Annotated in this window: 27 protein-coding genes; 8 read left to right on the plus strand and 19 right to left on the minus strand. The window is 66.0% G+C overall.

The window, feature by feature from the left end; all coding sequences use genetic code 11:
- Position 1 precedes the first annotated feature (1 nt).
- A complete protein-coding gene (locus tag MY55_RS00085; protein WP_047258655.1) occupies positions 2-1,600 on the plus strand; it encodes a flavin monoamine oxidase family protein in 1,599 nt (532 codons plus the stop codon).
- Positions 1,601-1,734: 134 nt separating this feature from the next.
- Here MY55_RS00085 and MY55_RS00090 read toward each other — a convergent pair whose 3' ends face one another.
- The 5 genes from MY55_RS00090 to htpX form a co-directional block, all read right to left on the minus strand.
- Complete coding sequence (locus tag MY55_RS00090) at positions 1,735-2,823, minus strand: porin (protein ID WP_047237305.1); 1,089 nt, start codon at positions 2,821-2,823, stop codon at positions 1,735-1,737.
- Between the two features lie 363 nt (positions 2,824-3,186).
- Positions 3,187-4,650: an ATP-binding protein gene (locus tag MY55_RS00095; protein WP_043579238.1), complete on the minus strand. Its 1,464-nt coding sequence runs from the start codon at positions 4,648-4,650 to the stop codon at positions 3,187-3,189.
- Positions 4,647-5,360 (minus strand): response regulator, encoded by a 714-nt coding sequence (locus MY55_RS00100; RefSeq protein WP_043579237.1) that lies wholly within the window; start codon positions 5,358-5,360, stop codon positions 4,647-4,649. Before MY55_RS00100 ends, MY55_RS00095 begins: the two co-directional genes overlap by 4 nt.
- A gap of 150 nt (positions 5,361-5,510) precedes the next feature.
- Positions 5,511-6,503: a TerC family protein gene (locus tag MY55_RS00105; protein ID WP_230623421.1), complete on the minus strand. Its 993-nt coding sequence runs from the start codon at positions 6,501-6,503 to the stop codon at positions 5,511-5,513.
- A gap of 57 nt (positions 6,504-6,560) precedes the next feature.
- Entirely contained in the window at positions 6,561-7,442 is an 882-nt protein-coding gene (gene htpX / locus MY55_RS00110; protein WP_043579236.1) for a protease HtpX, read from the minus strand.
- 132 nt (positions 7,443-7,574) lie between these two features.
- Here htpX and nhaR point away from each other — a divergent pair, with 132 nt between their 5' ends.
- From nhaR to MY55_RS00145, 7 genes are all read left to right on the plus strand, one after another.
- Positions 7,575-8,456: a transcriptional activator NhaR gene (gene nhaR / locus MY55_RS00115; RefSeq protein WP_065201815.1), complete on the plus strand. Its 882-nt coding sequence runs from the start codon at positions 7,575-7,577 to the stop codon at positions 8,454-8,456.
- A gap of 110 nt (positions 8,457-8,566) precedes the next feature.
- Positions 8,567-9,148 carry a GspH/FimT family pseudopilin gene (locus MY55_RS00120; protein ID WP_081284610.1) on the plus strand — a complete coding sequence of 194 codons (582 nt, stop codon included), beginning with the start codon at positions 8,567-8,569 and terminating at the stop codon, positions 9,146-9,148.
- The gene (pilV, locus tag MY55_RS00125) at positions 9,139-9,687 is read left to right on the plus strand and encodes a type IV pilus modification protein PilV (RefSeq protein WP_065201817.1); all 549 of its coding nucleotides are present in this window, start codon (positions 9,139-9,141) and stop codon (positions 9,685-9,687) included. The genes MY55_RS00120 and pilV overlap by 10 nt, the downstream gene beginning before the upstream one ends.
- The gene (locus MY55_RS00130; RefSeq protein WP_043579233.1) at positions 9,684-10,367 is read left to right on the plus strand and encodes a PilW family protein; all 684 of its coding nucleotides are present in this window, start codon (positions 9,684-9,686) and stop codon (positions 10,365-10,367) included. The genes pilV and MY55_RS00130 overlap by 4 nt, the downstream gene beginning before the upstream one ends.
- Positions 10,364-10,915, plus strand: a complete 552-nt coding sequence (locus tag MY55_RS00135; RefSeq protein ID WP_043579232.1) for a pilus assembly PilX family protein — start codon at positions 10,364-10,366, stop codon at positions 10,913-10,915. The genes MY55_RS00130 and MY55_RS00135 overlap by 4 nt, the downstream gene beginning before the upstream one ends.
- A 2-nt stretch (positions 10,916-10,917) precedes the next feature.
- A complete protein-coding gene (locus MY55_RS00140; RefSeq protein WP_065201818.1) occupies positions 10,918-14,205 on the plus strand; it encodes a pilus assembly protein in 3,288 nt (1,095 codons plus the stop codon).
- A 22-nt stretch (positions 14,206-14,227) separates the two neighbouring features.
- The gene (locus MY55_RS00145; protein WP_047237301.1) at positions 14,228-14,662 is read left to right on the plus strand and encodes a type IV pilin protein; all 435 of its coding nucleotides are present in this window, start codon (positions 14,228-14,230) and stop codon (positions 14,660-14,662) included.
- A 67-nt stretch (positions 14,663-14,729) separates the two neighbouring features.
- On the opposite strand, the gene MY55_RS00150 is transcribed toward MY55_RS00145, so the two are convergent.
- The 14 genes from MY55_RS00150 to fliM all read right to left on the minus strand — a co-directional run bounded on the left by MY55_RS00150 (position 14,730) and on the right by fliM (position 25,312).
- Entirely contained in the window at positions 14,730-14,990 is a 261-nt protein-coding gene (locus MY55_RS00150; RefSeq protein ID WP_043579231.1) for an acyl-CoA-binding protein, read from the minus strand.
- Between the two features lie 100 nt (positions 14,991-15,090).
- Positions 15,091-15,675 (minus strand): hypothetical protein, encoded by a 585-nt coding sequence (locus MY55_RS00155; protein ID WP_146008342.1) that lies wholly within the window; start codon positions 15,673-15,675, stop codon positions 15,091-15,093.
- Between the two features lie 68 nt (positions 15,676-15,743).
- Positions 15,744-16,478: a DsbC family protein gene (locus MY55_RS00160; protein ID WP_043579229.1), complete on the minus strand. Its 735-nt coding sequence runs from the start codon at positions 16,476-16,478 to the stop codon at positions 15,744-15,746.
- A gap of 17 nt (positions 16,479-16,495) precedes the next feature.
- The gene (locus MY55_RS00165; RefSeq protein ID WP_065201819.1) at positions 16,496-17,644 is read right to left on the minus strand and encodes a UbiH/UbiF family hydroxylase; all 1,149 of its coding nucleotides are present in this window, start codon (positions 17,642-17,644) and stop codon (positions 16,496-16,498) included.
- 4 nt (positions 17,645-17,648) lie between these two features.
- Positions 17,649-18,818: an FAD-dependent oxidoreductase gene (locus MY55_RS00170; RefSeq protein WP_065201820.1), complete on the minus strand. Its 1,170-nt coding sequence runs from the start codon at positions 18,816-18,818 to the stop codon at positions 17,649-17,651.
- Between the two features lie 5 nt (positions 18,819-18,823).
- Positions 18,824-20,116: an aminopeptidase P N-terminal domain-containing protein gene (locus MY55_RS00175; protein ID WP_065201821.1), complete on the minus strand. Its 1,293-nt coding sequence runs from the start codon at positions 20,114-20,116 to the stop codon at positions 18,824-18,826.
- A gap of 164 nt (positions 20,117-20,280) precedes the next feature.
- A complete protein-coding gene (locus tag MY55_RS00180; RefSeq protein ID WP_043579225.1) occupies positions 20,281-21,006 on the minus strand; it encodes a YebC/PmpR family DNA-binding transcriptional regulator in 726 nt (241 codons plus the stop codon).
- A gap of 97 nt (positions 21,007-21,103) precedes the next feature.
- The gene (fliR, locus tag MY55_RS00185; protein WP_043579224.1) at positions 21,104-21,880 is read right to left on the minus strand and encodes a flagellar biosynthetic protein FliR; all 777 of its coding nucleotides are present in this window, start codon (positions 21,878-21,880) and stop codon (positions 21,104-21,106) included.
- Positions 21,880-22,149 (minus strand): flagellar biosynthesis protein FliQ, encoded by a 270-nt coding sequence (fliQ, locus tag MY55_RS00190; RefSeq protein ID WP_043579223.1) that lies wholly within the window; start codon positions 22,147-22,149, stop codon positions 21,880-21,882. The genes fliR and fliQ overlap by 1 nt, the downstream gene beginning before the upstream one ends.
- On the minus strand, positions 22,146-22,640 hold the full coding sequence (locus MY55_RS00195; RefSeq protein WP_065201900.1) for a GNAT family N-acetyltransferase: 495 nt from the start codon (positions 22,638-22,640) through the stop codon (positions 22,146-22,148). Before MY55_RS00195 ends, fliQ begins: the two co-directional genes overlap by 4 nt.
- 5 nt (positions 22,641-22,645) lie before the next feature.
- Positions 22,646-23,398 (minus strand): flagellar type III secretion system pore protein FliP, encoded by a 753-nt coding sequence (gene fliP / locus MY55_RS00200; RefSeq protein ID WP_043579222.1) that lies wholly within the window; start codon positions 23,396-23,398, stop codon positions 22,646-22,648.
- On the minus strand, positions 23,395-23,811 hold the full coding sequence (fliO, locus tag MY55_RS00205) for a flagellar biosynthetic protein FliO (protein WP_099049590.1): 417 nt from the start codon (positions 23,809-23,811) through the stop codon (positions 23,395-23,397). The genes fliP and fliO overlap by 4 nt, the downstream gene beginning before the upstream one ends.
- Before the next feature lie 56 nt (positions 23,812-23,867).
- The gene (gene fliN, locus MY55_RS00210; RefSeq protein ID WP_043579221.1) at positions 23,868-24,311 is read right to left on the minus strand and encodes a flagellar motor switch protein FliN; all 444 of its coding nucleotides are present in this window, start codon (positions 24,309-24,311) and stop codon (positions 23,868-23,870) included.
- Positions 24,308-25,312, minus strand: a complete 1,005-nt coding sequence (gene fliM, locus MY55_RS00215; protein ID WP_043579220.1) for a flagellar motor switch protein FliM — start codon at positions 25,310-25,312, stop codon at positions 24,308-24,310. The genes fliN and fliM overlap by 4 nt, the downstream gene beginning before the upstream one ends.
- Positions 25,313-25,314 lie beyond the last annotated feature (2 nt).

Genomic DNA, 25,314 nt, shown 5'->3' on the forward strand with positions numbered 1-25,314 from the left:
CATGGCAGACGAAAATCTGGACATCGCCATCGTCGGCGGCGGCGTATCCGGCGTTTACAGCGCCTGGCGGCTGAAACAGGAGCGGCCGAACGACAAGATCGCGGTGTTCGAAGCCAGCAACCACATCGGCGGCCGGCTGTTGTCGGTGCGGCCGCCGGACATTCCGGACATGGTGGCCGAACTGGGCGGCATGCGCATCCTGCCGGCGGTGCAGCCGCTGATCACCCGGCTGATCGCCGACCTCAACCGCGAATTGCCGGCCGATCAGCAGATCACGCTGTACAACTTCCCGGTGGATGAACCGCAGAACATCGCCTTCCTGCGCGGCGTCTACCTGCGGCTGGCCGATTTGACCCACGCGCCGGACAAGGTGCCCTACCAGCTGAATTTCCTGGACCACGGCGAAAGCGCCGGCAGCCTGATCGTCAACGCGATCGAACAGATCGTGCCCGGCATCACCAACCCGAACCTCAACGAGGCGCAGCGCCGCGAAATGGCGCAGCAGGCCGAATTCGGCGGCATACCGCTGTACAAGCAGGGCTTCTGGAACGTGCTGCTGCGCGTGATCACCGGCGAAGCCTACCACTACGCCGAAGATGTCGGCGGCTATGACTCCACGCTGTGCAACTGGAACGCCGCCGACGCCATTCCCTGGTATCTGTCCGACTTCGGCGTCAGCCCGGAATACAAGGGCTTCTGCAACGGCTTCCAGCAGGTGCCGCTGACGCTGGCGCAATTCTTCCAGCAGCTGGGCGGCGAAGTGCGGCTGGAGTCCAGCGTTTCCAATATCGTCAGCAAGGGCGAAGGCTTCGAGTTCCAGGTCAAGGGCCGCACCATCGCCGCCAAATCGCTGATCCTGGCGATGCCGCGCCGCTCGCTGGAGCTGCTGTCCGCCACCAGCCCGGTGCTGCAGGAAATCCAGCCGCTGATCGCCAGCGTGACGGCGCGCCCGCTGTTCAAGCTGTTCACCACCTACAACAGCCCGTGGTGGCTCAATACCGGCTACTCCGCTCCCGACGGCAGCTATGTGCCGGTGCAGGCAGGCCGCTCGGTCACCGACCTTCCGGTGCGGCAAACCTATTACTGGCCGAAGAGCAACGGCGAGCCGGCCACCCAGGGCCACGCCATGCTGCTGGCCAGCTACGACGACGGCGACAACACCGGCTTCTGGGACGGCCTGCGCGCCAGGCGCCGCCAGCCGCGCGCCGTCGGCCTGGACGTGGCGCCGCTGGCCGACCCCTTCATCGGCGAAGACGACAATGTGCGCAACGACGAGCTGACCTGGCACCAGTACAAGGCGCCGCGCCTGATGACTGAAGAAGTCACCCGCCAGCTCACCGTGATGCACAGCCTCAGCTACACGCCCAAGGTGCGCAACGCCGCCTACCGCGACTGGGGCGACGATCCGTACGGCGGCGGCTGGAACAGCTGGAACATCGGCGTGAAGAGCTGGGAAGTGAAGCACCGCATCGTGCAGCCGACCGATCTGCCGCTGTACATCTGCGGCGAAGCGTATTCCGACGCCCAAGGCTGGGTGGAAGGCGCGCTGCAAACTGCCGGCTATCTGCTGGAAAAGTTCGGCGTGCTGCCATTCCACTAGGCCGCGCCGCCCGCTTCAAGCTCCGCGCCGCGGGCAAGACAAAACCGCCGCCTCCTTGCGGAGAGCGGCGGTTTTGACATCCGGGGCCGACGTCAGCCCATCGGCCCGGCAGCCATTCCTAACCGTTGCCGGTATTAGAAGGAGTGAACCATGTTCAGGCCCAGACCACGCAGCTTGTTGCCGGCGCTGGAGCCATCGGCTGCGTTGGAGAAGATGGCCTGGTCAGCCTTGACTTCGCCGTATTGCAGACCAACCACGGTGCGCTTGGACATCTGGTAGTCAACGCCCACCAGGAATTGCTTGTAGCCGCTATCCGGGGAGGAGGCGCCGTCGATCTTGACGTCCTGGCCTTGAGCGTAGGAGAACTTCGGCGTGAAGGCGCCCAGGGTGTAGGCGGCGGTCAGCGCGTATTCCTGCGACTTGTACTTGCTGCCGTTGGTCGGAACGTTCGCGTCCTTCAGGAAGCTCAGCGGGCTGATGGTGCTGTCGCCGCGGTCGTTGCGATAGCCAACGGCCAGCAGCAGGTTGTTGGCGTTGTAGCCGGCTTCCAGACGGTGGCTGTCGTTGGCCTGGGTCTTCACGCCGGCACCAGCCACGGTCACCACAACCGGGGTCTCATGGATGTACTGGTACTTGCCGAAGAAGCCGCTGTTCTCGTACGACAGACCCAGGTTGTAGGTCTCGCGCTGAGCGGAGTCGGTGTTCGCATTGGCGAAGGTGCCGTTCTTCACTTCCTTGGTGCCGTACAGCAGGGCGCCCTGGAAGCCGCCGTAGTTGGCGGTGTCGAAGCGGATGGCGTTCTTCACGCGGATGTCGTCGCGGGTGAAGGCGTTCAGTTGCAGCGCGTTGCTGGAGCTTTCCCACGGGTTCACGACGCTCATGTTGGAGTCGCTGAAGGTGGAGATGTTACCCAGACGCACCTTGCCGAAACCGGTATCCAGACCGATGAAGGATTCGCGGCTGGCGAAGCTGCCGTAGCCTTGGCGGTTGGAGCCGTCGATATCCAGGCCGCTTTCAACCTGCCAGATGGCTTTCAGGCCGTTGCCCAGATCTTCGCTGCCCTTGAAACCGATGCGGGAGCCCAGGTCGTCGATATTGGTTTTGTTCATGCCGCCGGCATCAACATTTTCAACGCCAGCCTTGATTTGGCCGTAGATGGTCACATCAGCAAAAGCAGCTGCCGGCAGGGTGGCTACCGCCAGGGCGATCAGAGTCTTTTTCATTTCGTACATCCTGTTAGGTTGTCTTAGAAAGCGATCAAATACTAATTTCTCAAGACAACATACGCAAGCATACGCTCTTTTTTGTGTAGTGAAAAAGACACACAGTGTGCATAAATACAACACCAGAAAATTATGTCTTACGATAACAACTTTATGTGATTTTGTTGCTTAACGAAAATTTACAAAGCTGTTAAGCCGGAAAATAAATAATTTCCGAAAAAAAAGGCCCACATTCACGTGGGCCTTACAAGGATAGACTTGACCGGAGATCTGTTGAACCTGCCGAAGCTCAGTTCAATAAACTCACAATTAGAGTGTATTTGCTTGCAATCTTAAGGTCAATGTCTTCCACCCCTAGCTTTGTCAAATAGTGTTAAGCGGCACGCACTGGCTGCGCTCCGCCGGAAAGCTGAGCTCGGCGCACAAACCGCCCTCGGGATGATTGGACAATTGGATGTCGCCATGGTGCTCGCGCGCGATGGCGCGGGCGATCGCCAGGCCCAGTCCGCTCCCGCCGGTGTGGCGCGCCCGGGAGTCCTCCAGCCTGACGTAGGGCTCGAACACCCGTTCCAGGTCTTTATCGGCGATGCCCGGGCCGTGATCTCGCACCTGGATCGCCAGCCGGCCCTCCCGCTCGCGCAAACGCACCTCGATCGGCCCGCTGCCATAGCGGCGGGCGTTCTCCAACAGATTGGCGATGCAGCGCCGCAGGGCTTGCGGCCTGGCGCACAGCGGCTTCACCGGCTCGGGGCGGTAAACCACCTCCGCGCCCAGCGCTTCGACATCCTCGATCACCCCTTGCAGCATCCCGTCCACATTGAGCAGCACGCAGGTCTCGCTGCGCTGCCCCATGCGCAGATAGGCCAGCGTGTCGCCTATCAGTTGGTCCATGTCTTCCAGATCGCGCTCTATCGCCTGGCGAGCCGGCGACTCATCCAGTTGCTCCAGCCGCAGCCGGATGCGGGTGATGGGCAGCCGCAGGTCGTGCGACACGCCGGCCAGCATCTGGCTGCGGGTCTGCAGATAGCGCTGCAATTCCTTCTGCATGCGGTTGAAGGCACGGGTGGAGTTCACCACCTCCAGGGTGCCGGTTTCCGGCAACGGCGGCTGGTCCAGATTGGCCGCCAGGCCGGAAGCCGCCTGCGAGAATACCGCCAGCGGGCGGGTCAGCCGGCGCACCGCCCAGGCCGATACGCCCGCCACCACCAGCGCCACCAGCAGCAGCCAGGCGGTCACCCGCCATGGCGTCTCCACCGCCGAGGCGATCTGGCCGATGCGGAAGGTCGCCACCGCGCCGTCGCGGAGCTTCACCTGCACGGTGGCCATCTGGATTTTCAGCTCCTCCTCGCCATCCTCCCGCTTGCTGGGCAAGGCACGCACCCAAAACTGCTTGCCGGCGGTGAACACGTGCTGGCCGGGCTCCAGGAAAGGCCGCAGCAGGTCCTCGGCCGCGTCGGGCGTGTCCTCGCGGAAGGACAGCACTTGCATGCGGTAGGGGAAATTGAGATCGGTGCGGATCAGCTGGCACAGCTTGCTGGCTTCAGGCAGATCGGACTGGCGGTTTTCCACCCAGGGGTGGTCCAGCAGCACCTGGGCGGACGGAGAAGTGAGCGCGCTGGCCAGCTTGGGGCGGTTGGACGCCGAAGTTTCGTCCAACAGATTGATCATGTCGGCCAGGTGCTGGGCGACGTACTCCGCGCGCAAAGTGCGGGTCAGGCGCTCGCGGTCGGTCAGCACCAGCCCTATGCCTATCACGTTGGCCAGCAGCACGCTGGTCAGCAGCGTCAGCAGCAACTGGCCGTACAGGGTGCGAGGCAGGCGCCTCATCGCACCGATACCACCTCGCATGCCAGCATGTAGCCGCCGCTGCGTATGGTCTTGATCAGCAGCGGCTCGCGGGCGTCGTCGCCCAGGCGGCGGCGCAGCCGGCCTATCATTACGTCGACGGTGCGGTCGAACGGCCCGGCTTCCTTGCCGTTCATCGCTTCCATCAACTGGTCGCGCGACATCACCCGCTGCGGATTTTCCGCCAGCGCCTGCATCAGCTTGAATTCGCCGCCGGACAGGGGCGTCACCACGCCGCCGCTGTCCACCAGGTGCTGCGCGCCCAGCTCCAGCCGCCACTCGGCGAACTGCAGGCTGCGCAAGGCGCTGTTGCTGCGCTTCTCCTCCACCCGGCGCAGGATGCTGCGCACTCGCGCCAGCAACTCGCGCGGGTTGAAGGGCTTGGGCAGGTAGTCGTCGGCGCCCATCTCCAGGCCGATGATGCGGTCCAGCTCGTCGCCGCGCGCGGTCAGCATCAGGATGGGAATGCTGGAACGCGAGCGCAGGTCGCGGCACAGGGTCAGGCCGTCGGTGCCGGGCAGCATCAGGTCCAGGATCAGGATGTCGAAGGATTGTTCGGCCAGGATGCGGTTCATCGCGTCGCCATCCCCCACCGCGGCCACGACCATGCCCTGGCGGCTCAGATAATCGCTCAGCAGATCGCGCAGATCGGGATCGTCATCAACGATAAGCAAACGGGACGCTTGGGACATCGGAACTATTCCTAGAATTTTGGATTGAAAGATAAGCGCGCCGTCGGCGAAACCGGCGGCGGCGGCGTCCTGCCCGCGCGCGGACGGCAGACGCCTCGCCAGGTTTGAGGGCCGTGGGCGGCGATTGGTTCCCTCGCCGCCCTCTTCCCGTCAGGACTGCGCCGGATCGCGCCGGGTTTTATGCCAGGAATAGCCGATGCCGCCAGCCAGCAGCAGCACGGTCAACAACAGCGACAGCAGCGTGGGCAGCTTGAACGCCACCAGGCCGACGTCGTGCAGATACACCAGCCCCACCTTCACGCCTATCAGCACCAGCACCAGCGCCAGCGCGTACTTCAGGTAGTGGAAGCGATGCACCATCGCCGCCAGCGCGAAATACAGCGCGCGCAGGCCCAGGATGGCGAAGATGTTGGAGGTGTAGACCAGAAACGGATCCTGCGTCACCGCGAAGATGGCCGGGATGCTGTCCACCGCGAACACCAGGTCGGCCGACTCCACCAGGATCAGCGTCAGCAGCAGCGGCGTCGCCCACCAGCCGCGCGCCATGCCGTGCTTTTCGCCGCGCAGCAGGAAGGCGTTGCCGTGCAGCCCGGGCGTCAGGCGCATATGGCGGCGCAGCCACTGGTAAAACTTCTGCTCGGCAAGCGGCGTGGCCGCGTCGTCGCCGCTAAACAGCATTTTCAGGCCGGCCCACAGCAGGAAGGCGCCGAACAGCAGCAGCACCCACTGGAATTCGGCCACCAGCGCCGCGCCGGCGCCTATCATCAGCGCGCGCATCGCGATGGCGCCCAATATCCCCCAGAACAGCACCCTATGCTGATAGGCGCGCGGCACCGCCATGCTGGAGAAGATCAACGAGATCACGAACACATTGTCCAGCGACAGCGACTTCTCCAGCACATAGCCGGTAAAGTACTGCACGCCGGCGTCCGCGCCGCGATACCACCACACCCAGCAGCCGAACAACAGGCCGATGCCGATGTAAAAAGCCGACAACTTCAGGCTGGCCTTGACGCCGATTTCGCGGCCGTCCTTCTGCAGCACGCCCAGGTCGAAAGCCAGCAGCGCCAGCACGCCCGCCAGGAACATCAGCCACACCCACAGCGGGTAGCCCAGCGCCGGGGAAAGCAAAAACTCGATCACTTCATCGCTCCATTTTCATCAGTGTTGTCGGCGACGGCTTGGGCCGCCGCCTCCGCGTCAGGCGCGGCCTTCCAGCCTGGCGATGCGCTCTTCCAGGCTCGGGTGGGTGGCGAACAGCCCCAACAGGCCGCGGCCGCCCGCGATGCCGGACGCGGCCAGGCTTTGCGGCAGGCCGTCGGCCTCGATGCCGCCCAGGCGGCGCAGCGCGTCGGCCATCGGCCGGGTGGAGCCCAGCAGTTCGGCGGCGCCGGCGTCGGCGCGAAACTCGCGCTGGCGCGAGAAGTACATCACCACCACCGAGGCCAGGATGCCGAACGCGATCTCGCAGACGATCACGGTGATGAAATAGCCGATGCCGGTGCCGGCCGCGGCGTTTTCCTCATCGCGCTTGAGCCAGCTGTCCACCAGGTAGCCGACCACCCGCGCCAGGAAGTAGACGAAGGTGTTGACCACGCCCTGGATCAGCGTCAGCGTCACCATGTCGCCGTTGCGGATGTGGGCGATCTCGTGCGCCAGCACCGCCTCCACCTCTTCCTCGGTCATGCCCGACAGCAGGCCGGTGGACACCGCCACCAGCGAATTGGCGCGGCTGGGGCCGGTGGCGAAGGCATTGGGCTCGCCCTCATAGATCGCCACCTCAGGCATGGGCAGGCCGGCGCGGTCGGCCAGCCGGCGCACGGTGGCCAACAGCCAGGCCTCGGTCTGGCCTTTGGGCTGGGTAATCACCCGCGCGCCGGTGCTCCACTTGGCCATGGTCTTGGACAAGGCCAGCGAAATGAAGGCGCCGCCGAAGCCCAGCACCGCGGAAAACATCAACAGCATGCCCAGATTCAGCCCGCCGGCGGTGATAAAGCGGTCCAGTCCCAATAGGCGCACGCTCACGCTCAACACCAGCATCACCGCGATGTTGGTGGCAATCAGCAAGATCACCCGTTTCATCATTCCTCTCCCGATAGTCGTTTATTCAGGCGGCCGCGACGCAGCGCGGGCCACACTGCAGTGTATGCAAGGACACGCATCGAAAAAATAAATTAAACTCTGATCATTACTACGATTTTTTCGAATAAATACGTGGAAAAGCTCAACTACAAGCATCTGTACTATTTCTGGGCGGTGGCGCGCACCGGCAGCGTCACCCAGGCGGCGGAGCAGCTGGGCATCAGCATGCAGACCATCAGCGGCCAGGTGGCCAAGCTGGAGCAGCAGCTCGGCTGCGCGCTGTTCCGCCAGCAGGGACGCGGCCTGGCGCTGACCGAGGCCGGGCGCACCGCGCAGGGCTACGCCGACCAGATCTTCATGCTGGGCGAGGCGCTGGGCGAAGCGCTGGCCGACGCGCGGCTGGATCAGGCGGTGCGGCTTGCCGCCGGCGTGTCCGACGTGCTGCCCAAACGCATCGCCAGCCATTTGCTGCGGCCGGCGCTGCAAATGGGCCGCAAGCTGCGGCTAAGCTGCAGCGAGGGCGACTTCGACGAGCTGCTGGGCGACCTGGGCCGGCATCGGCTGGACCTGATCCTGGCCGACCGACCGATAGCCAGCAGCGAGCAGCAGCAATTCCAATCCTGGCTGCTGCTGCGCTGCCCGGTGCTGCTGTACGCCGCGCCCGAACTGTGCCGGCGCTACCGCCCGGAGTTTCCAGCCAGCCTGGAGCAAGCGCCGCTGCTGCTGCCCAGCCGCGACAACGTGCTGCGCCGGCAGCTGGACCACTGGCTGGAATCGCAAGGATTGAGGGTGGAGGTGGCCGGCGAGTTCGACGACGGCGCGCTGATGGAAACCTTCGCCCGCCAGGGCCTGGGCCTGCTGCCGTCGCCGGCGCTGCCGGACGCGGCGCAGGATCTGTCGGGGCTGGAACTGGTGGGCTGCCTGGACGGCGTGTGGGAGCACTATTATGCGGTGGCCAGCCGCCGCAAGCTGCAGCACCCGGCGCTGCAGGCCATCCTGCAGGCCTGGGGCTGAGCCGGACGACAAACGGCGGCTCGCGCCGGACCAGCGGAGCAATCGGCAATACACTATGGTTTTGACTTGATCGATAATAAGCAACGAGTCCCGTAGCGCAGGCGTCCTCCATGCCAGGCAAGCGATCCCGCCCGATGCACCCCGACAACGGCTTCACCCTGCTGGAGCTGCTGGTCGTCATGGCCCTGCTGGCGGTGGTGCTGGCGCTGGCGGTGCCGGCTTATCAGAGCACCATCGCCGTCAACGCCATCCTGTCGGAAAGCAACAATCTCTACGGCGACATCCTGTTCGCCCGCAACGAGGCGATCAAGCGCGGCCAGGTGGTGCTGCTGTGCCCGTCCAGCAACGGCAGCAGCTGCAATGCCGCCAGCGCCGGCGGCGCCAACTGGGCTTCGGGCTGGCTGGTGCTGGTGGCGGCCACCGGCAGCTGCGCCGACAGCACCGGCACCCTGCTGCGCCAGCAAAAAGCCTTCACCAGCGGCGACACCGCCAACTACAGCAACAGCGCCAATCCCGCGCTGTGCTTCAACCGCATGGGCTACGCGCCGGCGGCCAATGTCGGCATGGTCACCTTCAACACCTCGTCCGGCCTCGCGGCCGACCGCCGCTGCGTGGCGCTGGCGGCGGTCGGCCATCCGCAGATCCTGTCCAGCGGCCAGACCGACACCACGGGACAATACGCATGTCCGTGAACCGCGCCGCCGCCCATGCCGGCTTCAGCATGCTGGAAGTGCTGGTCGCGCTGGTAGTGATCTCGCTGGGCCTGCTCGGCATCGCCGGCATGCAGGCCGCCGCCATCAACAACACCGCCATCGCGCGCACCCGCAGCCTGGGCTCGATCGCCGCCGAAAGCATGGCCGCCGCCATGCATGCCAACACCGCCTACTGGGGCAACTTGTCCGCCGCCGCCAGCAACACCTGGTCGGTCAACGCCAGCGGCGTGACCGGCACCCCCAGCCTGAGCCAGACCGTGGACTGCTCGGCCTCGGGCACCGCCTGCAGCGCCGCCAACATCGCCGCCTACGACGTCACCCAGTGGGGCGGCAACGGCGGCTCGCTGGCCACCCTGCCCGGCGGCAGCGGCCAGATCGCCTGCGCCGCCGCCAGCGCGTCCTCGCCCACCGCGTGCACGATCACGGTTTCCTGGCTGGAGAAGAAAAGCGCGGTCAACGCCGCCTCGGTCGCCTCCGGGGTCGCCATCCAGAGCTATCAAATGGTGGTGGAGCCATGAGCCGCCGCGCCGGGCAAGGCGGCAGCGGCCTGATAGAAGTCATGGTGGCCATCACCATCGGCCTGTTCCTGCTGAGCATGCTGATCATGATCTTCACCTCCACCGAATTGACGGAAAGCAACGAAAACGGCCTGGCCCAACTGCAAGACAACCAGCGTACGGCGATGACGATGATCAACGCCATCGTCCAGTCGGCCGGCTACTACCCCAGCCCGCAATCGCAGACCGCCGCCGCCGCGCTGCCCGCGGCGGGCGGCTTCGGCGCGGGCCAGTCCATTCTGGGCGTCAGCGGTCCGCCTGACACGCTGAGCGTGCGCTTCGCCGCCGCGCCCAACGACGGCGTGCTCAATTGCAACGGCAACGGCAACACCGGCAGCGCCAACGCCGTCTACATCAATCAGTTCGCCGTCAACGCCGCCAACCAGCTGACCTGCTCGGTCAACGGCGGTAGCGCCCAAGTGCTGGTGGACGGCGTCAGCAATATGACCGTGCTGTATGGCGTGGACGGCAGCGGCAGCGGCTCGGTCAACCACTACTACAGCGCCGCCAACCTGCCCGCCGGCGCCGCCGTGCGCTCGATCCAGGTGACGCTGACCATGGCCAATCCTCTGGCCGCCAAACCGGGCCAGCCGGCCAGCGTGACCATGTCCTGGCTGATAGGCCTGATGAACCAGCTATGAACGCCGCCGCCCTCCGCCCCGCCCGCCAGTCTGGCTTCACGCTGATCGCCGCGCTGATGATCCTGATCGTCATCACCATCATCGGCCTGGCCATGATGCGCAGCGTCGGCCTGCAAGAGCGGATGGCCGGCAATATGCGCGAGAAGGGCCGCGCCTTCGAAGCCGCGCAATCGGCGCTGCAATACGCCGAATGGTGGCTGACCCAGGGCAGCAACGCCGGCGGCGCCGCCGTCAGCTGCAGCGGCGCCTTGAGTTCGCTGCAGATCTGCAGCAACGCGCTGGCGACGCCGACCACGCTGTCGTCGTGGGCCACCAGCTACACCTATTCGCCGCCCTACCTGAGCGTGCCGGCCAACGGCGCGGCCGGCGGCAGCCAAACCTTCTACCAGCCGCCGCAGCTTTATCTCCAATACCTGGGCCTGAACGCCGCCGGCAACGGCGCCCTGTACCAGCTGACCGCGCTGGGCTACGGCGGCAACGCCTATTCCATCGTGGTGCTGCAAAGCACGTTCACGCTGTACTCCGGCGTCACCAACCTGGGGAAATGACCATGAGCCCTCTGCCGCGCCCCTCCCTGCCCCTTGCCTGCCTGCTGGCCGCGGCGCTGTGGCCCGCCGCCTGCGGCGCCGTCACAGTCGGCGACAACTTCACCGGCGCCAGCGCCCAATTGAATTGGCTGGTATTCGGCGGCGCCTGCATGACTGCCGGCAACGGCAGCGGCAGCATTCCCGCCTGCGGCAGCAAGGACCCCAGCGGCAACACCCAAGTGGGCGGCTACGCCGGCTCGCTGCCGGACAGCAACGGCAACGGCGCGCTGCGGCTGACCAACAGCGCCGGCAGCCAGTCCGGCGCCATCGTCTACAACAGCCTGTTTCCATCCAATAGCGGCCTGCAGGCCACCTTCACCAGCTACACCTACGCCGGCGACTCGGGCGGCTCGGCGGGCGACGGCGCCGACGGCATGAGCTTTTTCCTGCTCACAGCCATCCCCAGCGCCGTCGGCTCCTTCGGCGGCAGCCTGGGTTACAGCTGCTCCAACGTCAACTCTCCGTACAACGGCATCATCGGCGGCTATCTCGGCCTGGGGCTGGACGAGTACGGCAATTTCCCCAACGGCGGCTACAACAACGACAACACCTCGTCCGGCCCCGGCGCCAAGCCGCAGAACATCTCGCTGCGCGGCGCCGGTTCGGTGGCCGCCAGCGCGCTGGCCAGCCAGTTCGGCGGCAGCTTCAGCGCGTCGGCGGTGCAAAACGTGTGCCGCAACGGCAGCTACGCCGGCCACAGCGTGATGAACTACCCGTTCATCAACATCCCCGGCGCCAGCGGCGGCGTCTACCAGTTGCCGGGCTCCCAGCCGATGGCGGCGGAATCGGCCGCCACCCGCGGCCAGGCAGTGCCGATCAGCTACAAGCTGAAAATCACCACCGGCAACCTGCTCAGCCTCTGGTACAGCTACAACAACGGCGCCTACGTGCCGGTGATCAACAACTACGACATCAACAACACCGCGGTCAGCGGCCCGCTGCCCAGCCAGATCACCTTCGGCTTCGCCGGCTCCACCGGCGGCAGCCGCAATGTGCACGAGCTGACCTGCTTCCAGGTGCAGCCATCCACCCAGTCGGCCAGCTCCAGCGGCCTGAACAGCCAGCAAACCAGCCTGATCAAGACCGGCACTCAGCAATACGTCGCCAGCTACCACTCCGACAACTGGTGGGGTGAGGTGGCGTCCTACGCGCTGCTGGGCAATAGCGGCACCGGCCAAGTGACCGTGTCCTCCACCGCCACCTGGGACGCCTCCTGCGTGCTCACCGGCGGCAACTGCAGCGCCACCGGCGCCAGCAATATGAGCGCGCAGAGCAGCCGCGCCATCCTCAGTTGGAACGGCAGCCAGGGCATCCCCTTCCAGTGGACCAGCCTGTCCTCCGCCCAGCAAACCGCGCTCAGCCCCGACGGCAACGGCTCGGCGCGGGTCTCCTACCTGCGCGGCGCGCGCGGCAACGAAGTCACCACACTGGGCGCCGGCCTGTTCCGCGACCGCGACAGCGTGCTGGGCGACGTGGTCAACAGCAGCCCGATCTGGGTGGGGGCGCCGCAGAACAGCTATGCCGACGCCTGGAAGGACAAGCTCTACCCCTCAGCCTCTGTTGCCGAAAACGCCACCGGCGCGCAGGCCTACAGCAATTTCAAGTCCAGCAACCAGACCCGGGCCAACATCATCTACAACGGCAGCAACGATGGCATGCTGCACGGCTACCGCAGCGGCGCCAACGACGCCAGCGGCAACTACTCCACCGCGGCCACGCCCAACGACGGCCAGGAAGTCATCGCCTACCTGCCCGCCGCCGCCCAGGCCAACACCGTTCAGTACAGCAATCCCACCTATGCCCACCAGTATTTCGTCGACGCCACGCCGGCCGCCGACGACCTGTTCTACAACAGCAACTGGCATACCTGGCTGATGGGCGGCATGGGCGCCGGCGGCCAGGCGCTCTACCTGCTGGACGTCACCAACCCTGCCAACTTCGCGGAAAGCAACGCCGCCAGCCTGGTGGTCAAGGAGATCAGCAGCGCCACCCTCAGCTGCGTCAACAAAAGCAGCTGCGGCAGCGACCTGGGCTACACCTTCGGCACGCCGGTGATCACGCGCTTCCACAACGGCCAGTGGGGCGCGGTGTTCGGCAACGGCTACAACAGCGGCAACGGCCACGCGGCGATCTTCGTCATGCTGGTGAACGGCAGCGGCGTCCCCAGCTTCTACGAGCTGGACACCGGCAGCGGCAGCGCCAACGACCCCTCCGGCGGCGGCAACAAAAACGGCATTTACTACGCCACCGCGGTCGATCTTGACGGCGACGGCACCACCGACTACGTCTATGCCGGCGACCTGTTCGGCAATGTCTGGCGCTTCGACCTCACCAGCAACAGCCCCGGCAGCTGGGCCGTCTCCCAGTACGGCACCGGCGCCGCCGCGCCGCTGTTCACCAGCCAGTACACCTATTGCAACGCCACTCAGGCCGCCAACGGCAGCTGCACCCGCAGCCTGCAGCCGATCAGCAGCAAGCTGCTGGTATCGGCCATTCCCACCGGCAATTCCAGCCCGCGCGTGCTGGTGGCCTTCGGCACCGGCCAGAAAATCCCCTTCACCACTTCGGCCGCCGACATCTACGCCGGCGGCACGCAAAGCCTGTACGGCGTCTGGGACTGGGACATGTCCGGCTGGAACACGCTGGCGGGACAGTCGGCCTATTACCCCGCCGCCGCGGCCGCCATTCCCGCCAGCGCGCTGCGCCCCGCCAACCTCACCGCCCAGACCGTCACCGCCTCGTACAACTCCACCCTGAGCAGCGTGCAAGGCTACCGCTCGCTGTCCAGCAACACCGTCTGCTGGCAAGGCAACAGCGCCTGCGCGGTCAACACCAATACCAGCTACGGCTGGAAGCTCAGCCTGCCCTCCAGCGGCGAGCAGGTGGTGTACAACCCGGTCAACGAGCTGGGCACCTTCACCGTCAACACCACCATCCCGCCCAACAACAACGCCTCGTCCTGCACCGTGGCCTCGGCCACCAGCTTCTCGATGTCGCTCAATATGAAAACCGGCGGCGCCACCCGGCTGTCCTTCTACGCCAACGACCAGGGCAATTTCAACGGCATCAGCGGCAGCGTGATCAACGGCATCGCCATCAATATGGCCGGCAGCCCGAATGTGGTCAGCTACCAGAACAACTTTTTCGCAATCGGCAGCAGCACCAACGGCGGCCCGATCGCCACCCCGCCGCAGATCAACCCGGCGGCCTTCGATCTGCATACCCGCTTGAACTGGATAGAATTGCGCTGAACACACAGAGGGAAACATCGCCATGCCTAGCCGCCGCGCCCGACAGGGCTTCACCATGCTGGAACTGGTCATCGCGCTGGCGGTGCTGTCCATCCTGGTGGCCATCGCCCTGCCGTCGTACCGCGCCTTCATCCTGCAATCCAACCGCACCTCGGCCAAAACCGCGCTGCAGGACCTGGCCACCCGCGAGGAAAGCTATTACTCGCTGCAGAACACCTACGCCAGCCAGCTCGCCACGCTGGGCTACGCCAGCAACACCGTCTACGTGCCCGGCAACGGCAACAACTATTACGCGCTGACCATAGGCAGCGCCACCGCCAGCAGCTTCGCGCTGACCGCCGTCCCGCAGGGCCAGCAGGCGCAGGACAGCTGCCAGACCTACCAGCTGGACAATCTGGGCAACCAGAGCAACCTCGCCGCCAACGGCGCCTCGCTCAGCGTCAGCGGCTGCTGGTAGCCGGAAACGGAAAAAGCGCCCGATGGGCGCTTTTTCTGCAGTCGGCCGCCAGGCGGCCGTTGCGAGCTTACTCCGCCAGCAGGCGTTTCACCACGTCGACATAGCCTTGCTTCGCGTCGTCGGCGGATTGGCCTTTCAGCTTTTCCCAGGCATCGAACTTGGCGCGGTTGATGAAGTCCATCATGCCCGGGCGCTCGCCGGTGGCGTCGCCTTCGGTCGCCTGCTTGAACAGCGCGTACAGCTGCAGCAGGGTCTGGTTGTCCGGACGTTCGGACAGGGTTTTGACGTCGGCCTGGGCCTGGGTGAAAAGCGTCTGCAGATCAGACATGACTGTATCCTTTGTTGTAAGCCGGGATGGTTGTCCATCCCTGATGGTGTTAGCCCTCCGGCATGCGCCGGAACCTGCGCCAATTTATCACGAAGCGCCCTCAATGCGACAGTGGCGGCAAGGCCGCGGCCGGCTGCGGCTCGATCCGGATCCGCTTGTAGCTTTTCACCGGCACGCCGTCCTTCAGCGCCGGCTGATAACTGGCCGCGCCGAAGACCGGGGAAATGGCGTCGGCCAGCCGGGCCGGCGCCGCGCCTTCGAAGCGCACGCCGTCCACCCGTCCGGTTTCGCTGATGAACACCAGCACGGTCAGCGCCGGCGGCGCCTGGCCATCCAGTTCGACGTCAGGCAGCGTGATCGCGCCCTGCTCCTGCGCCAGTTGGTCCAGTTCGCGGGCCGGGTAGTAGATGTCCGCCCCCAGCCGCAGCCTGCCGTCCGCCTCGCGCGGCGCGGCGCCGGCCGGGGCCGATGCTTCGCCGCCGGCGGCAGAGGCCGGCCTCGCGCCTGGGAGCGCGGCAGGCCGCGCCGGGGCCGCCGCCGGCATCGCCAGCCGCACAAGGAGGCCTGCATGCGCCGCCGGCTGGCCCAGCCGCGCCGGCAGCCACAACAGCGCGGCGTGCAGCAGCAGCGACAGCCACAGCGCCAGCAACCCGCGCTCGGCCAGGCTCCAGGGACGAAATTTCATCAGGCTATCCCTTTCGGCCGCCGGCGCCAAAAAAAACGGGCCTGGCATTCGCCTGACCCGTTTTCCGCTTACTTGGCGTTCAGCAGCTGTTCGATGTCGCTGCCGTCTATCGCGCCCGGCACCAGCCGGCCGTTGGCGAACACCAGCGCCGGCGTGCCGGTGACGCCCAGCTTCTCGCCCAGCGCCTGGATCTTGTCCAGCGCGCTGGTATCGCAATTGTCCGGGCCGGTCAGCGGCTTGCCATCGCGCATGAAGGCGGTCCACACCGCCGGCTTGTCGCTGGCGCACCAGATTTGCTTGGACTTGCGCATCGCGTCCGGGTGCAGCTGGGTCAGCGGGTACAGGAAGGTGTAGATGGTAACGTTGTCGACATCCTTCAGGCTTTCGCGCTCCAGCTTCTTGCAGTACGGGCAGTCCGGGTCGGTGAAAACCGCCATCTTGCGTTCGCCCTTGCCGCGCACGTCCTTGAACGCGTACTGGAACGGCAGCGAGTTGAAGTCGACCTTGGACAGTTCGGCCATCTTCTTCTCGGTGAGGCTTTCCTTGGTCTTGGTGTCGATCAAGTCGCCGACGAACAGGTAGCTGGCGTCGCTATTGGTGTACACCACCTGCTTGCCGCCCACCACCAACTCATAGATGCCCTTGACCGGCGTGGCGCTGACGCTCTTCACTTCCTTGTCCGGGAAATGCTCGGCGAAGGCCTTCTTCACCGCGTCGAGATTGCCGCCGGCGGCCTGAGAGCAGGCGGCCAGCGACATCAGCATCCCGCTGGCCAGCGCCAGCGACTTCAATCTTGTCTTCATCAAGTGTCCTTTGAGGATCAGTATCCAATCGCCTGCCTGGCGAACTGCCGCTTCAATGGCGCGCAGCAGTTGGTCAGGGACAGGCCGGTATTGCGCAGCCATGACAGGCCGGGCATTTTGGCATGGAACAGCCGGTACAGGCTGTCACAGCCGAGTTGCATCGTGGTGACCGCTTCGCGGCGCTGGCGCTGGTAGCGGCGCAGCAGCATCCAGTCGCCGCAGTCGGGCGCGGCCCGCAGCAGGTCTGCCAGCTGCGCCGCGTCCTGGAAGCCCAGGTTGACGCCCTGGCCGGCCAGCGGGTGCACGGTGTGCGCGGCGTCGCCGATCAACGCCACCCGCTCCGACACCACCGCCTCCGGCTGGATCAGCCGCAAGGGGAAGGCCGCCGCGGCGGTCAGGGTGGAAAACGCGCCCAGTTGACGGCCGCCAGCGGCGGCGACTTTCTCCGCCAGCGCCTCCGGCGACAAGATCAGCAAAGACTGCGGGTCAGGAGTGGACCAGACCATGGAGATTCGGTTCCCCGCCATCGGCAGCCAGGCCAGGATGCTGTCGCCGGTGAACCACTGCCGCGCCACGCCCTGGTGCGGCTTTTCGCAGGCGAAGTTGGCCACCACGCCGCTCTGGCCGTACGGTTTGACGCTGGCGGCGAGGCCCAGTTGGCTGCGCACCCAGGAATTGGCGCCGTCGGCGCCAACCAATAGCTCGGCGCTCAGCTGCCGGCCGTCATCCAGCGCCAGCCGCGCCTCGCTCGCGGTGGTGGCGAGCGATTGCGCGCCGCCATGGAGGCAGTCGACATCGCTATCGGCCAGCTGCCGCCACAGCGCCGCCAGCAGCCAGCGGTTTTCCGCGATCCAGGCCAAGGCGTCGGCATCGGCGTCGCGCGCGGAAAACTGGATGCGCCCGCCGGCATCGCCGCAAACGTCCATCGCGGCGATGGCGCTTATCCGCTCCATGCCGGGCCAGGCGCCCAGGCTTTCCAGGAAGCGGCGATTGGCCGGACTCACCGCGTAGATGCGCGCGTCCCAGCCGGAATCCAGCCCGTCGAAGGACGGCGGGCGGGCCTCCAGCAGGGCCACCCGCTTGCCGGCGCGCGCCAGCGCCAGCGCCAGGCTGGCGCCCACCAGGCCGCCGCCGACGATAATCGCGTGGTATTGACTGTCTCGCATCCGCTTATCCTCGCACGCCGAACACCAGGTGGCCGGCGAATTTGCGCCGCAGCGGCGGCAGCGCGTCCAGCGCGGTCATGCCCATGCCGCGCAGAGTGTTCATCAATGGATGGTGGCCGTCGAACAGCTTGATCAGCCCGTGGGTGAAGCCCACCACCGCGTGGCTGTCCAGCTTGCGCGCCGCGGCATAGCGCCGCAGCGCCCGCGGGTCGCCCGGATCGGCCTCGCCTGCCAGCGCCTGCGCCAGGCCGACGGCGTCACGCAGACCCAGGTTCAGCCCCTGGGCCGCCACCGGATGCATGGTCTGGGCGGCGTTGCCGATCAGCACCACCCGGCCGCTGACCACCTTGTTGGCCTGGCGCAGCGCCAGCGGGAAGCTGGCGCGCGGGCCGATGGACAGGATGCGGCCCTGGCGCTCGCCGAAGGCCTGCTGCAGCTCGGCGCGCAATTCGGCCTCGTCGCCGCGCGACAGCCGCTCGGCGTCGGCGTGGCTGCGCGTCCAGACCAGCATGTAGCGGTCGCCGTGCGGCAATAGCGCGAACGGGCCGCTGGCGGCGAAGCGTTCGTAGGCGACGCCGTCGGCCGGCCATTCGGTTTCCACTTCGGCCAACACCGCGCATTGATGGTAATCGTGCTCCAGCCGGCGCACGCCCGGCAGCGCGCCGGCCAGCGCGCCGCCCTCGGCCAACACCAGCAAGCGGGCGGTCAGCAGCCGTTCGCCGTCGGGGGTTTCCACTTCGGCGCAGGCGTATTCGCGCAGGCTGCTCACCGACCGCACCCGGCTGCGCCACAGCACCTGCACGCCGGCCTGGCTCAACACCTCGGCCAGGTTGGCCACCAGCGCCGGGTAATCCACCACCACGCCCAGGTGCGGCAACTGCAAGTCGTCCTTGTCCAGCCGGGCGCGGCCGCAGCTGCCCTGCTGCGACACGTGCACGGTGTCTATCGCCGTCGCCGGCAGGCTGTCCGGCCAGGCGCCGGCTTCGGCCAGCAGCTCCCGGCTGTGCCAGGACAGCGCCAGCGCGCGGGCGTCGCGCACCGCGTCGTCGCGGCCGCGCGCCTCGACCAGCAGCACGCTGCGACCCTGCCGCGCCAGCCGCAGCGCCGCCAGCGCGCCCACCGGGCCGCCGCCGACGATCAGCACATCGGCGTGCTCGCTCGTTCTTGCTCGCATATTCTTCACTCTCCGCGCATCAGCGCCTCGATCTCGTCCACCCGCTTGGGCGCGGCGGCGGTATACACCTCATTGCCGTCCGCCGTCACCAGCACATCGTCCTCGATGCGGATGCCGATGTTGTGGAAGGCCTCCGGCACATCCGGCGCCGGCCGGATGTACAGGCCCGGCTCCACCGTGGTGCACATTCCCGGCTGGTAGTTGCGCCACTGGCCATTCTGCTTGCGCTGGCCGACGTCGTGCACGTCCAGCCCTATCATGTGGCCGATGCCGTGCATGTAGAAGCGGCGGTAGTCGCCGGATTCAATCACTCCGTCCACGCTGCCCGCCAACAGGCCCAGGTCCAGCATGCCCTGCGCCAGCACCCGGAGCGCGGCGTCGGCCGGCGCGTTCCATGGCGCGCCCGGCCGCACCGCGGCGATGCCGGCCAGCTCGGCCTCCAGCACCACCTCGTACACGTCGCGCTGCGCCGCGCTGAAGCGGCCGTTCACCGGGAAGGTGCGGGTGATGTCGCCGGCGTAGCCGTCCAGTTCGCAGCCGGCGTCTATCAGCAGCAGTTCGCCGTCTTGCAGGCGGGCGTTATTGGCCGAGTAATGCAGCACGCAGGCGTTGCCGCCGCCGGCGACTATGCTCTCGTAGGCCGGATAGCGCGCGCCGCGGCGGACGAAAGCGCGCAGCAGCTCCGCCTCGGCCTCGTATTCGTACTGGCCGGGCCGGACCGTCCGCATCGCGGCGACGTGGCCGGCGGCGGAAATCTCGCCGGCGCGGCGCAACAGCGCGATTTCGGCCTCGTCCTTGACCATCCGCATCTCGTCCAGCAGCGCGCGCAGGTCGCCGTAATGCGCCGGCGCATGCGTGCCGACGCGGGCGCGGCGCACGCCGTCCAGCCAGCCGTTGACGCGGCGGTCGAAGGCCTCGTCATGCCCCAGCGGCCACCACAGTTGGCGGCAATCGGCCAGCAGGTCCGGAATGCGCTGCGCCATTTCGTCCAGCGCATAGGCTTCATCGAAGCCGAAAGCTTCTTTCGCGCCCTCCGGTCCGTAACGGAAGCCGTCCCAAATCTCCATTTCCGGATTCTTCGCGCGGCAGAACAGGATGGACTTGCCGCTGCGGCCATCCAGCAGCAGCACCGCCTCCGGCTCGGCAAAGCCGGTCAGGTAAAGAAAATAGCTGTCGGCGCGGTAAGGATAGAGGCAGTCGGCGTTGCGCGTCGCTTCCGGCGCGGTGGCCAACAGGGCGACGCCGTCGCCGAGGGTCGACAACAGGCGGTTGCGGCGAGTTGCGTGCGGCTGATACATGTTCGGCTTCTCCGCGGCGTGGGCGCGGCCATGGCAAAAACGCCAGTTTACACCCTGGCCGGCAAGCGCCCAAGCCTGCCGCTGCCGCCCGCGACGACGCCGGCATGAAAAAACCCGGCGATGCCGGGTTTCGGGTCCGCCCCGCCTGGCGGCGGCGAGCGCGCTTATTCGTCCAGCACGGCGGAAGTGTAGACTTCCTGCACGTCGTCCAGGTCTTCCAGCGCGTCAAGCAGCTTCTGCATGCGGGCGGCGTCTTCGCCGCTCAGCTCGGTGTCGTTCTCGGCGCGCATGGTCACTTCGCCCATCTCGGCCTTGAAGCCCTTGGCTTCCAGCGCTTCCTTGATGTCGGTGAACTCGTACGGGCCGGTGATGACCTCGATGGAGCCGTCGTCGTTACTCACCACGTCATCGGCGCCGGCTTCCAGCGCCGCGTCCATCAGCGCGTCCTCGTCCACGCCCGGGGCGAATACCAGGTAGCCGCAGTGCTTGAACTGGAAGGACACGCAGCCGTCGGTGCCCATATTGCCGCCGTACTTGGAGAAAGCGTGGCGCACGTCTGCCACGGTGCGGGTCTTGTTGTCGGTCAGGCAATCCACCATCACCGCCGCGCCGGCGATGCCGTAGCCTTCGTAGCGGCATTCGACATAGTCGACGCCTTCCAGCTGGCCGGTGCCGCGCTTGACCGCGTTTTCGATGTTGTCCTTGGGCATGGACTCGGCCTTGGCCTTTTCCACCGCCAGGCGCAGGCGCGGGTTCATGTTGACATCGCCCCCGCCCATCTTGGCGGCGACGGTGATTTCCTTGATCAGGCGGGTGAAGATCTTGCCACGTTTGGCATCCTGGCGACCCTTGCGGTGCTGGATGTTAGCCCATTTACTGTGACCTGCCATATTTGCCTCTGTCTGTTATCTGGTTCCGACGAACCCAATCGTCAAAAAATCGCGCTATTTTAGCAGAAAGCCGGCCGCCGCTACGAGTCTCGCCGCGCTACTTCGCCTGCAGCATCTTCAGCATCATTTCGAAACCGGCATGGTACATCTGCTCTATCACCGGCACCATCATCGGCAGCGTCAGGTACAGGGTGCCGAAACCCACCATGATGGTGAGCGGGAAGCCGAAAGTGAAGATGTTGAACTGCGGCGCCGCGCGCGTCATCACGCCGATGGCCAGGTTGACGACCAGCAAGGCGCCGATCACCGGCATCGCCAGCCACACGCCCCATTCCACCAGATGGCGGCCCCACAAGGCCAGCGCCTTGATGCCCTGCTCCGGCATCGGCATGCCTATCGGCAGCACCCGGAAGCTTTCCACCAGCGTGTACAGCACCACGTGGTGGCCGTCGAAGGACAGGAACAGGAAAAAGGTGAACAGCGACAGCATCTGCGACAGCACCGGCACCTGGGCGGCGTGGATCGGGTCGAAGAACATCGCGAAGCCCAGGCCGGTCTGCGCGCCGATGATGAAGCCGGTCAACTCCACCGCGGTGATCACGATGCGCATCACGAAGCCCATCGCCAGGCCTATCAGCAGCTGCTGCAGCAATATGGCGACCCCGCCCGCCGAAATCAGCGGCACCGCCGGCAGCGGCGGCAGCAGCGGCGCCAGCATCACGGTGAGAAACAGCGCGAAGCCCGCCTTGAAGCTGCGCGGCACGCCGCGGTAGGCGAAGATGGGTTCGGCCAGGAACAGCCCGACGATGCGGGCGAAGGGCCAGACGAAGGCCCCGACCAGCGCATTGATCTGTACGTCGCTTATCGTCAGCATCAGCCGATCACGTTGGGTATGCTCTGAAACAGGCGCGTGGTGTATTCGATCAGCGTATTGAGCATCCACGGCCCCGCCAGCACCAGCACCAGGAACATCGCCAGCAGCTTGGGAATGAAGGTGAGCGTCATTTCGTTGATCTGGGTGGCCGCCTGCAGGATGCTGACCAGCAAGCCCACCAGCAGCGAGGTCAGCAGCACCGGCGCCGACACGATGATCAGGATGTACAGCGCGTTCTGCACGATGCTGATGATGAGTTCCGGACTCATGCCTCCTCCTCCCGCCAGCCGCCCTTGGCCAGCAGCCAATTATCCAGCGCCACGCCGTTGCGCTGCAGGCGGTTGGCGCGCAGCAAAAGATATCCCGCCCGCTCGAACACCGGCCGCGCCGCATGGCTGGCCCAGGCGTGCAGCGCCGATACGCCCTCCCGCGCAGCACGCGCTTCCAGCTCGCCCAGCATCCGCCCCGCCAGCCCCTGCCGTCCGGCCCAGGGAGCGACGAACAGCATGTCGAACTCGCCGCCGCGCTTGAGCCAGGCGAAACCGGCCAGGCGGCCGTCGCCGGCCATCGCCTTGCAGCCCCAGGACGCTGCGAGCCTGGCGCGCCAGTGCGGGTCGATCTCCGCATCCCACGCCCGCTCCGGCGCCCAGGCCTGGCATTGCTCGGCGGTGTAGACGCCGCCAGCCAGCGCCTGCACGCTGGCCTGGAACAAGGCGTGGCAGGCGGGCAGATCCGCCGCAGACAAATCCTCCAGCCGCATCGCCGTCATCCGGTGTAGAAGCTCTGCACCAGCGAGCCCATCAGCAGCGTCCAGCCATCCACCAGCACGAACAGCATCATCTTGAACGGCAGCGAAATGGTCACCGGCGACACCATCATCATGCCCATCGCCATCAGAATGCTGGCCACCACCAGGTCGATGATCATGAAGGGGATGAACACCATGAAGCCGATCTGGAACGCGGTTTTCAGTTCGCTGATGGCGAAGGCGGGAATCAGCGTCTTCATCGACACGTCTTCCTTGGTCTGCGGCTTGGCCGACTGCGAAATCTCGATGAAGAAGGCCAGGTCTTTCTCGCGGGTCTGGCGCAGCATGAAGGCCTTCATCGGCTTGCTGGCCTCGTCCAGCGCCTGGGTGATGTTGATCTTGTCGTCGGAAAACGGCACCCAGGCCTTGCTGTACACCTGATCGAACGTGGGCCCCATCACGAACAGGGTCAAAAACAGCGCCAAGCCGACTATCACCTGGTTAGGCGGCGACTGGGTGGTGCCCAGCGCCTGCCTGAGCAGCGACAGCACGATCACGATGCGGGTAAACGCCGTCATCATCAGCAGCATGGCCGGGATGAAAGTCAGCGAGGTCATGAACAGCAGCATCTGCAGGCTGAGCGAATAGTTCTGCCCGCCGCCCGGTCCCGGAGTGCTGGTCATCAGCGGCAAGCCGCCCGCCGCGTCGGCAAGCAGGGGCAGCAGCAAGGCCCCGCCGGACAGCAGGGCGATCACGATATTCTTTTTCATTGCTTGTCCTGCGGCCCCTTGGGCGGGCGGCTCTTGTCCAGCGCCGCCTTCAGCCAGCGGGCGAATGGTTCGGCGGGCTCAGGCGGGGCCTGGTCCGCGCCTTCCGGCCGCGGCATCTTGCTCAGCAGGTTCACCTGGCTGGCGGTCACGCCCAGCACCAACCATTCGCCTTCCAGTTCGACGATGACCACCCGCTCCTTCTGCCCCACCATGGCGCCGCCCACCACGCGCAAGCGCCCGGCGGCACCCATCATGCCGCCGGACAGCCGGCGGAACAGCCAGGCGACGCCGACGATGGCGCCCAGCACCACCGCCAGGCCCAGTATCACCTGCACCAGGCTGGCCAGCGGCGACGGGGCCGCCGCCGCGGCCGGAGCCAGCTGCGGCGCGGCCAGCGCGGGGGCCGCCGCCATAAAGCAAAATGCGCCCCGCAGCGCCAGGCGCACTTTCGATGTTTTTGCCATGTCCATTATTTCTGCAAACGGCGAATGCGCTCGGCCGGGGTGATGATGTCGGTCAGGCGGATGCCGAACTTGTCGTTGACCACCACCACCTCGCCCTGGGCGATCAGGCAGCCGTTGACCAGCACATCCATCGGCTCGCCGGCCATGCCGTCCAGTTCCACCACCGAGCCCTGCGCCAGCTGCAGCAGGTTGCGGATGGCGATCTTGGTCCGCCCCAACTCCACGGTCAGCTGCACCGGGATGTCCAGGATCATGTCCAGATTGGGCGGCCCGCCGGAGATGGCGCCCGCGCCTATCTCCTGAAACAGGTTCTGCGCCGGCACCGCCTCGTCGGCGGCGGGCGCGGCGCTTTCGGCCACCTCCTGCTCGGCCATCGCGGCCGCCCAGTCGTCCATCGACACTTCTTCTTCGGCGCCGGCCGCGCCGGCTTGCTGTTCTTCTTCGCTCATTGCTCTTTATCCCCCGGCGACTCCATGAACTCATTGGCGCCTGCCAGTATCTTTTCCACTTTCAACGCGTAACGGCCCTGCACCGTGCCATAGCTGGCCTCGAACACCGGAATCCCCGACACGTCGGCCTCCACCAGTTCGGGGATTTCTATCATCACCACATCGCCGTTCTTCAAATTCAGTATCTGCCCCAGCGTCACCTTGGTGTGCGCCAGGCTGGCCACCAGCTCCACTTCGGCCGCCTGCACCTGGTGGGTCATCAGGTTGACCCAGCGGTTGTCCACTTCGGTGCGGTCGGCCTGCATGGTGCTGGACAGCAGGTCGCGGATCGGCTCCACCATCGAATACGGCAGGCAGATGTGGAAATCGCCGCCGCCCGCGCCCAGCTCGATGTGGAAAGTCATCGCCACCACCACTTCGGTCGGGGTGGCGATGTTGGCGAACTGGGTGTTCATCTCCGAGCGCAGGTAGACGAACTCGATCGGATACACCGGCTCCCAGGCCTTCTGGCATTCGGTGAACACCACCTCCAGCAGACGGTGGATGATGCGCTGCTCGGTGGGCGTGAAATCGCGCCCCTCCACCCGCACATGATAGCGGCCATCGCTGCCGAACAGATTATCCACGATCAGAAAAACCAGATCGGGATCGAAGATCAGCAGGCCGGTGCCGCGCAGCGGCTTGACATGCACCAGGTTGAGGTTGGTCGGAACCACCAGGTTGCGGATGAATTCGCTGTATTTCTGCACCCGCACCGGCCCCACCGAGATTTCGGCGTTGCGGCGCAGGAAGTTGAACAGGCCGATGCGCAGATTGCGCGCGAAACGCTCGTTGATGATTTCGAGGGTCGGCATCCGGCCGCGGACGATGCGTTCCTGCCGGCCGATATCATAACCGCGGACGCCCTGCGCATCCTGACTGCCATCATCATCTTCGTCCTCCCCGGAGACGCCCCGTAATAGCGCGTCTACCTCTTCCTGGGACAGGATATCGTCGCCCATGG

It is taken from the genome of Chromobacterium subtsugae, from assembly GCF_001676875.1.
In the GTDB taxonomy this organism is placed as follows: domain Bacteria; phylum Pseudomonadota; class Gammaproteobacteria; order Burkholderiales; family Chromobacteriaceae; genus Chromobacterium; species Chromobacterium subtsugae.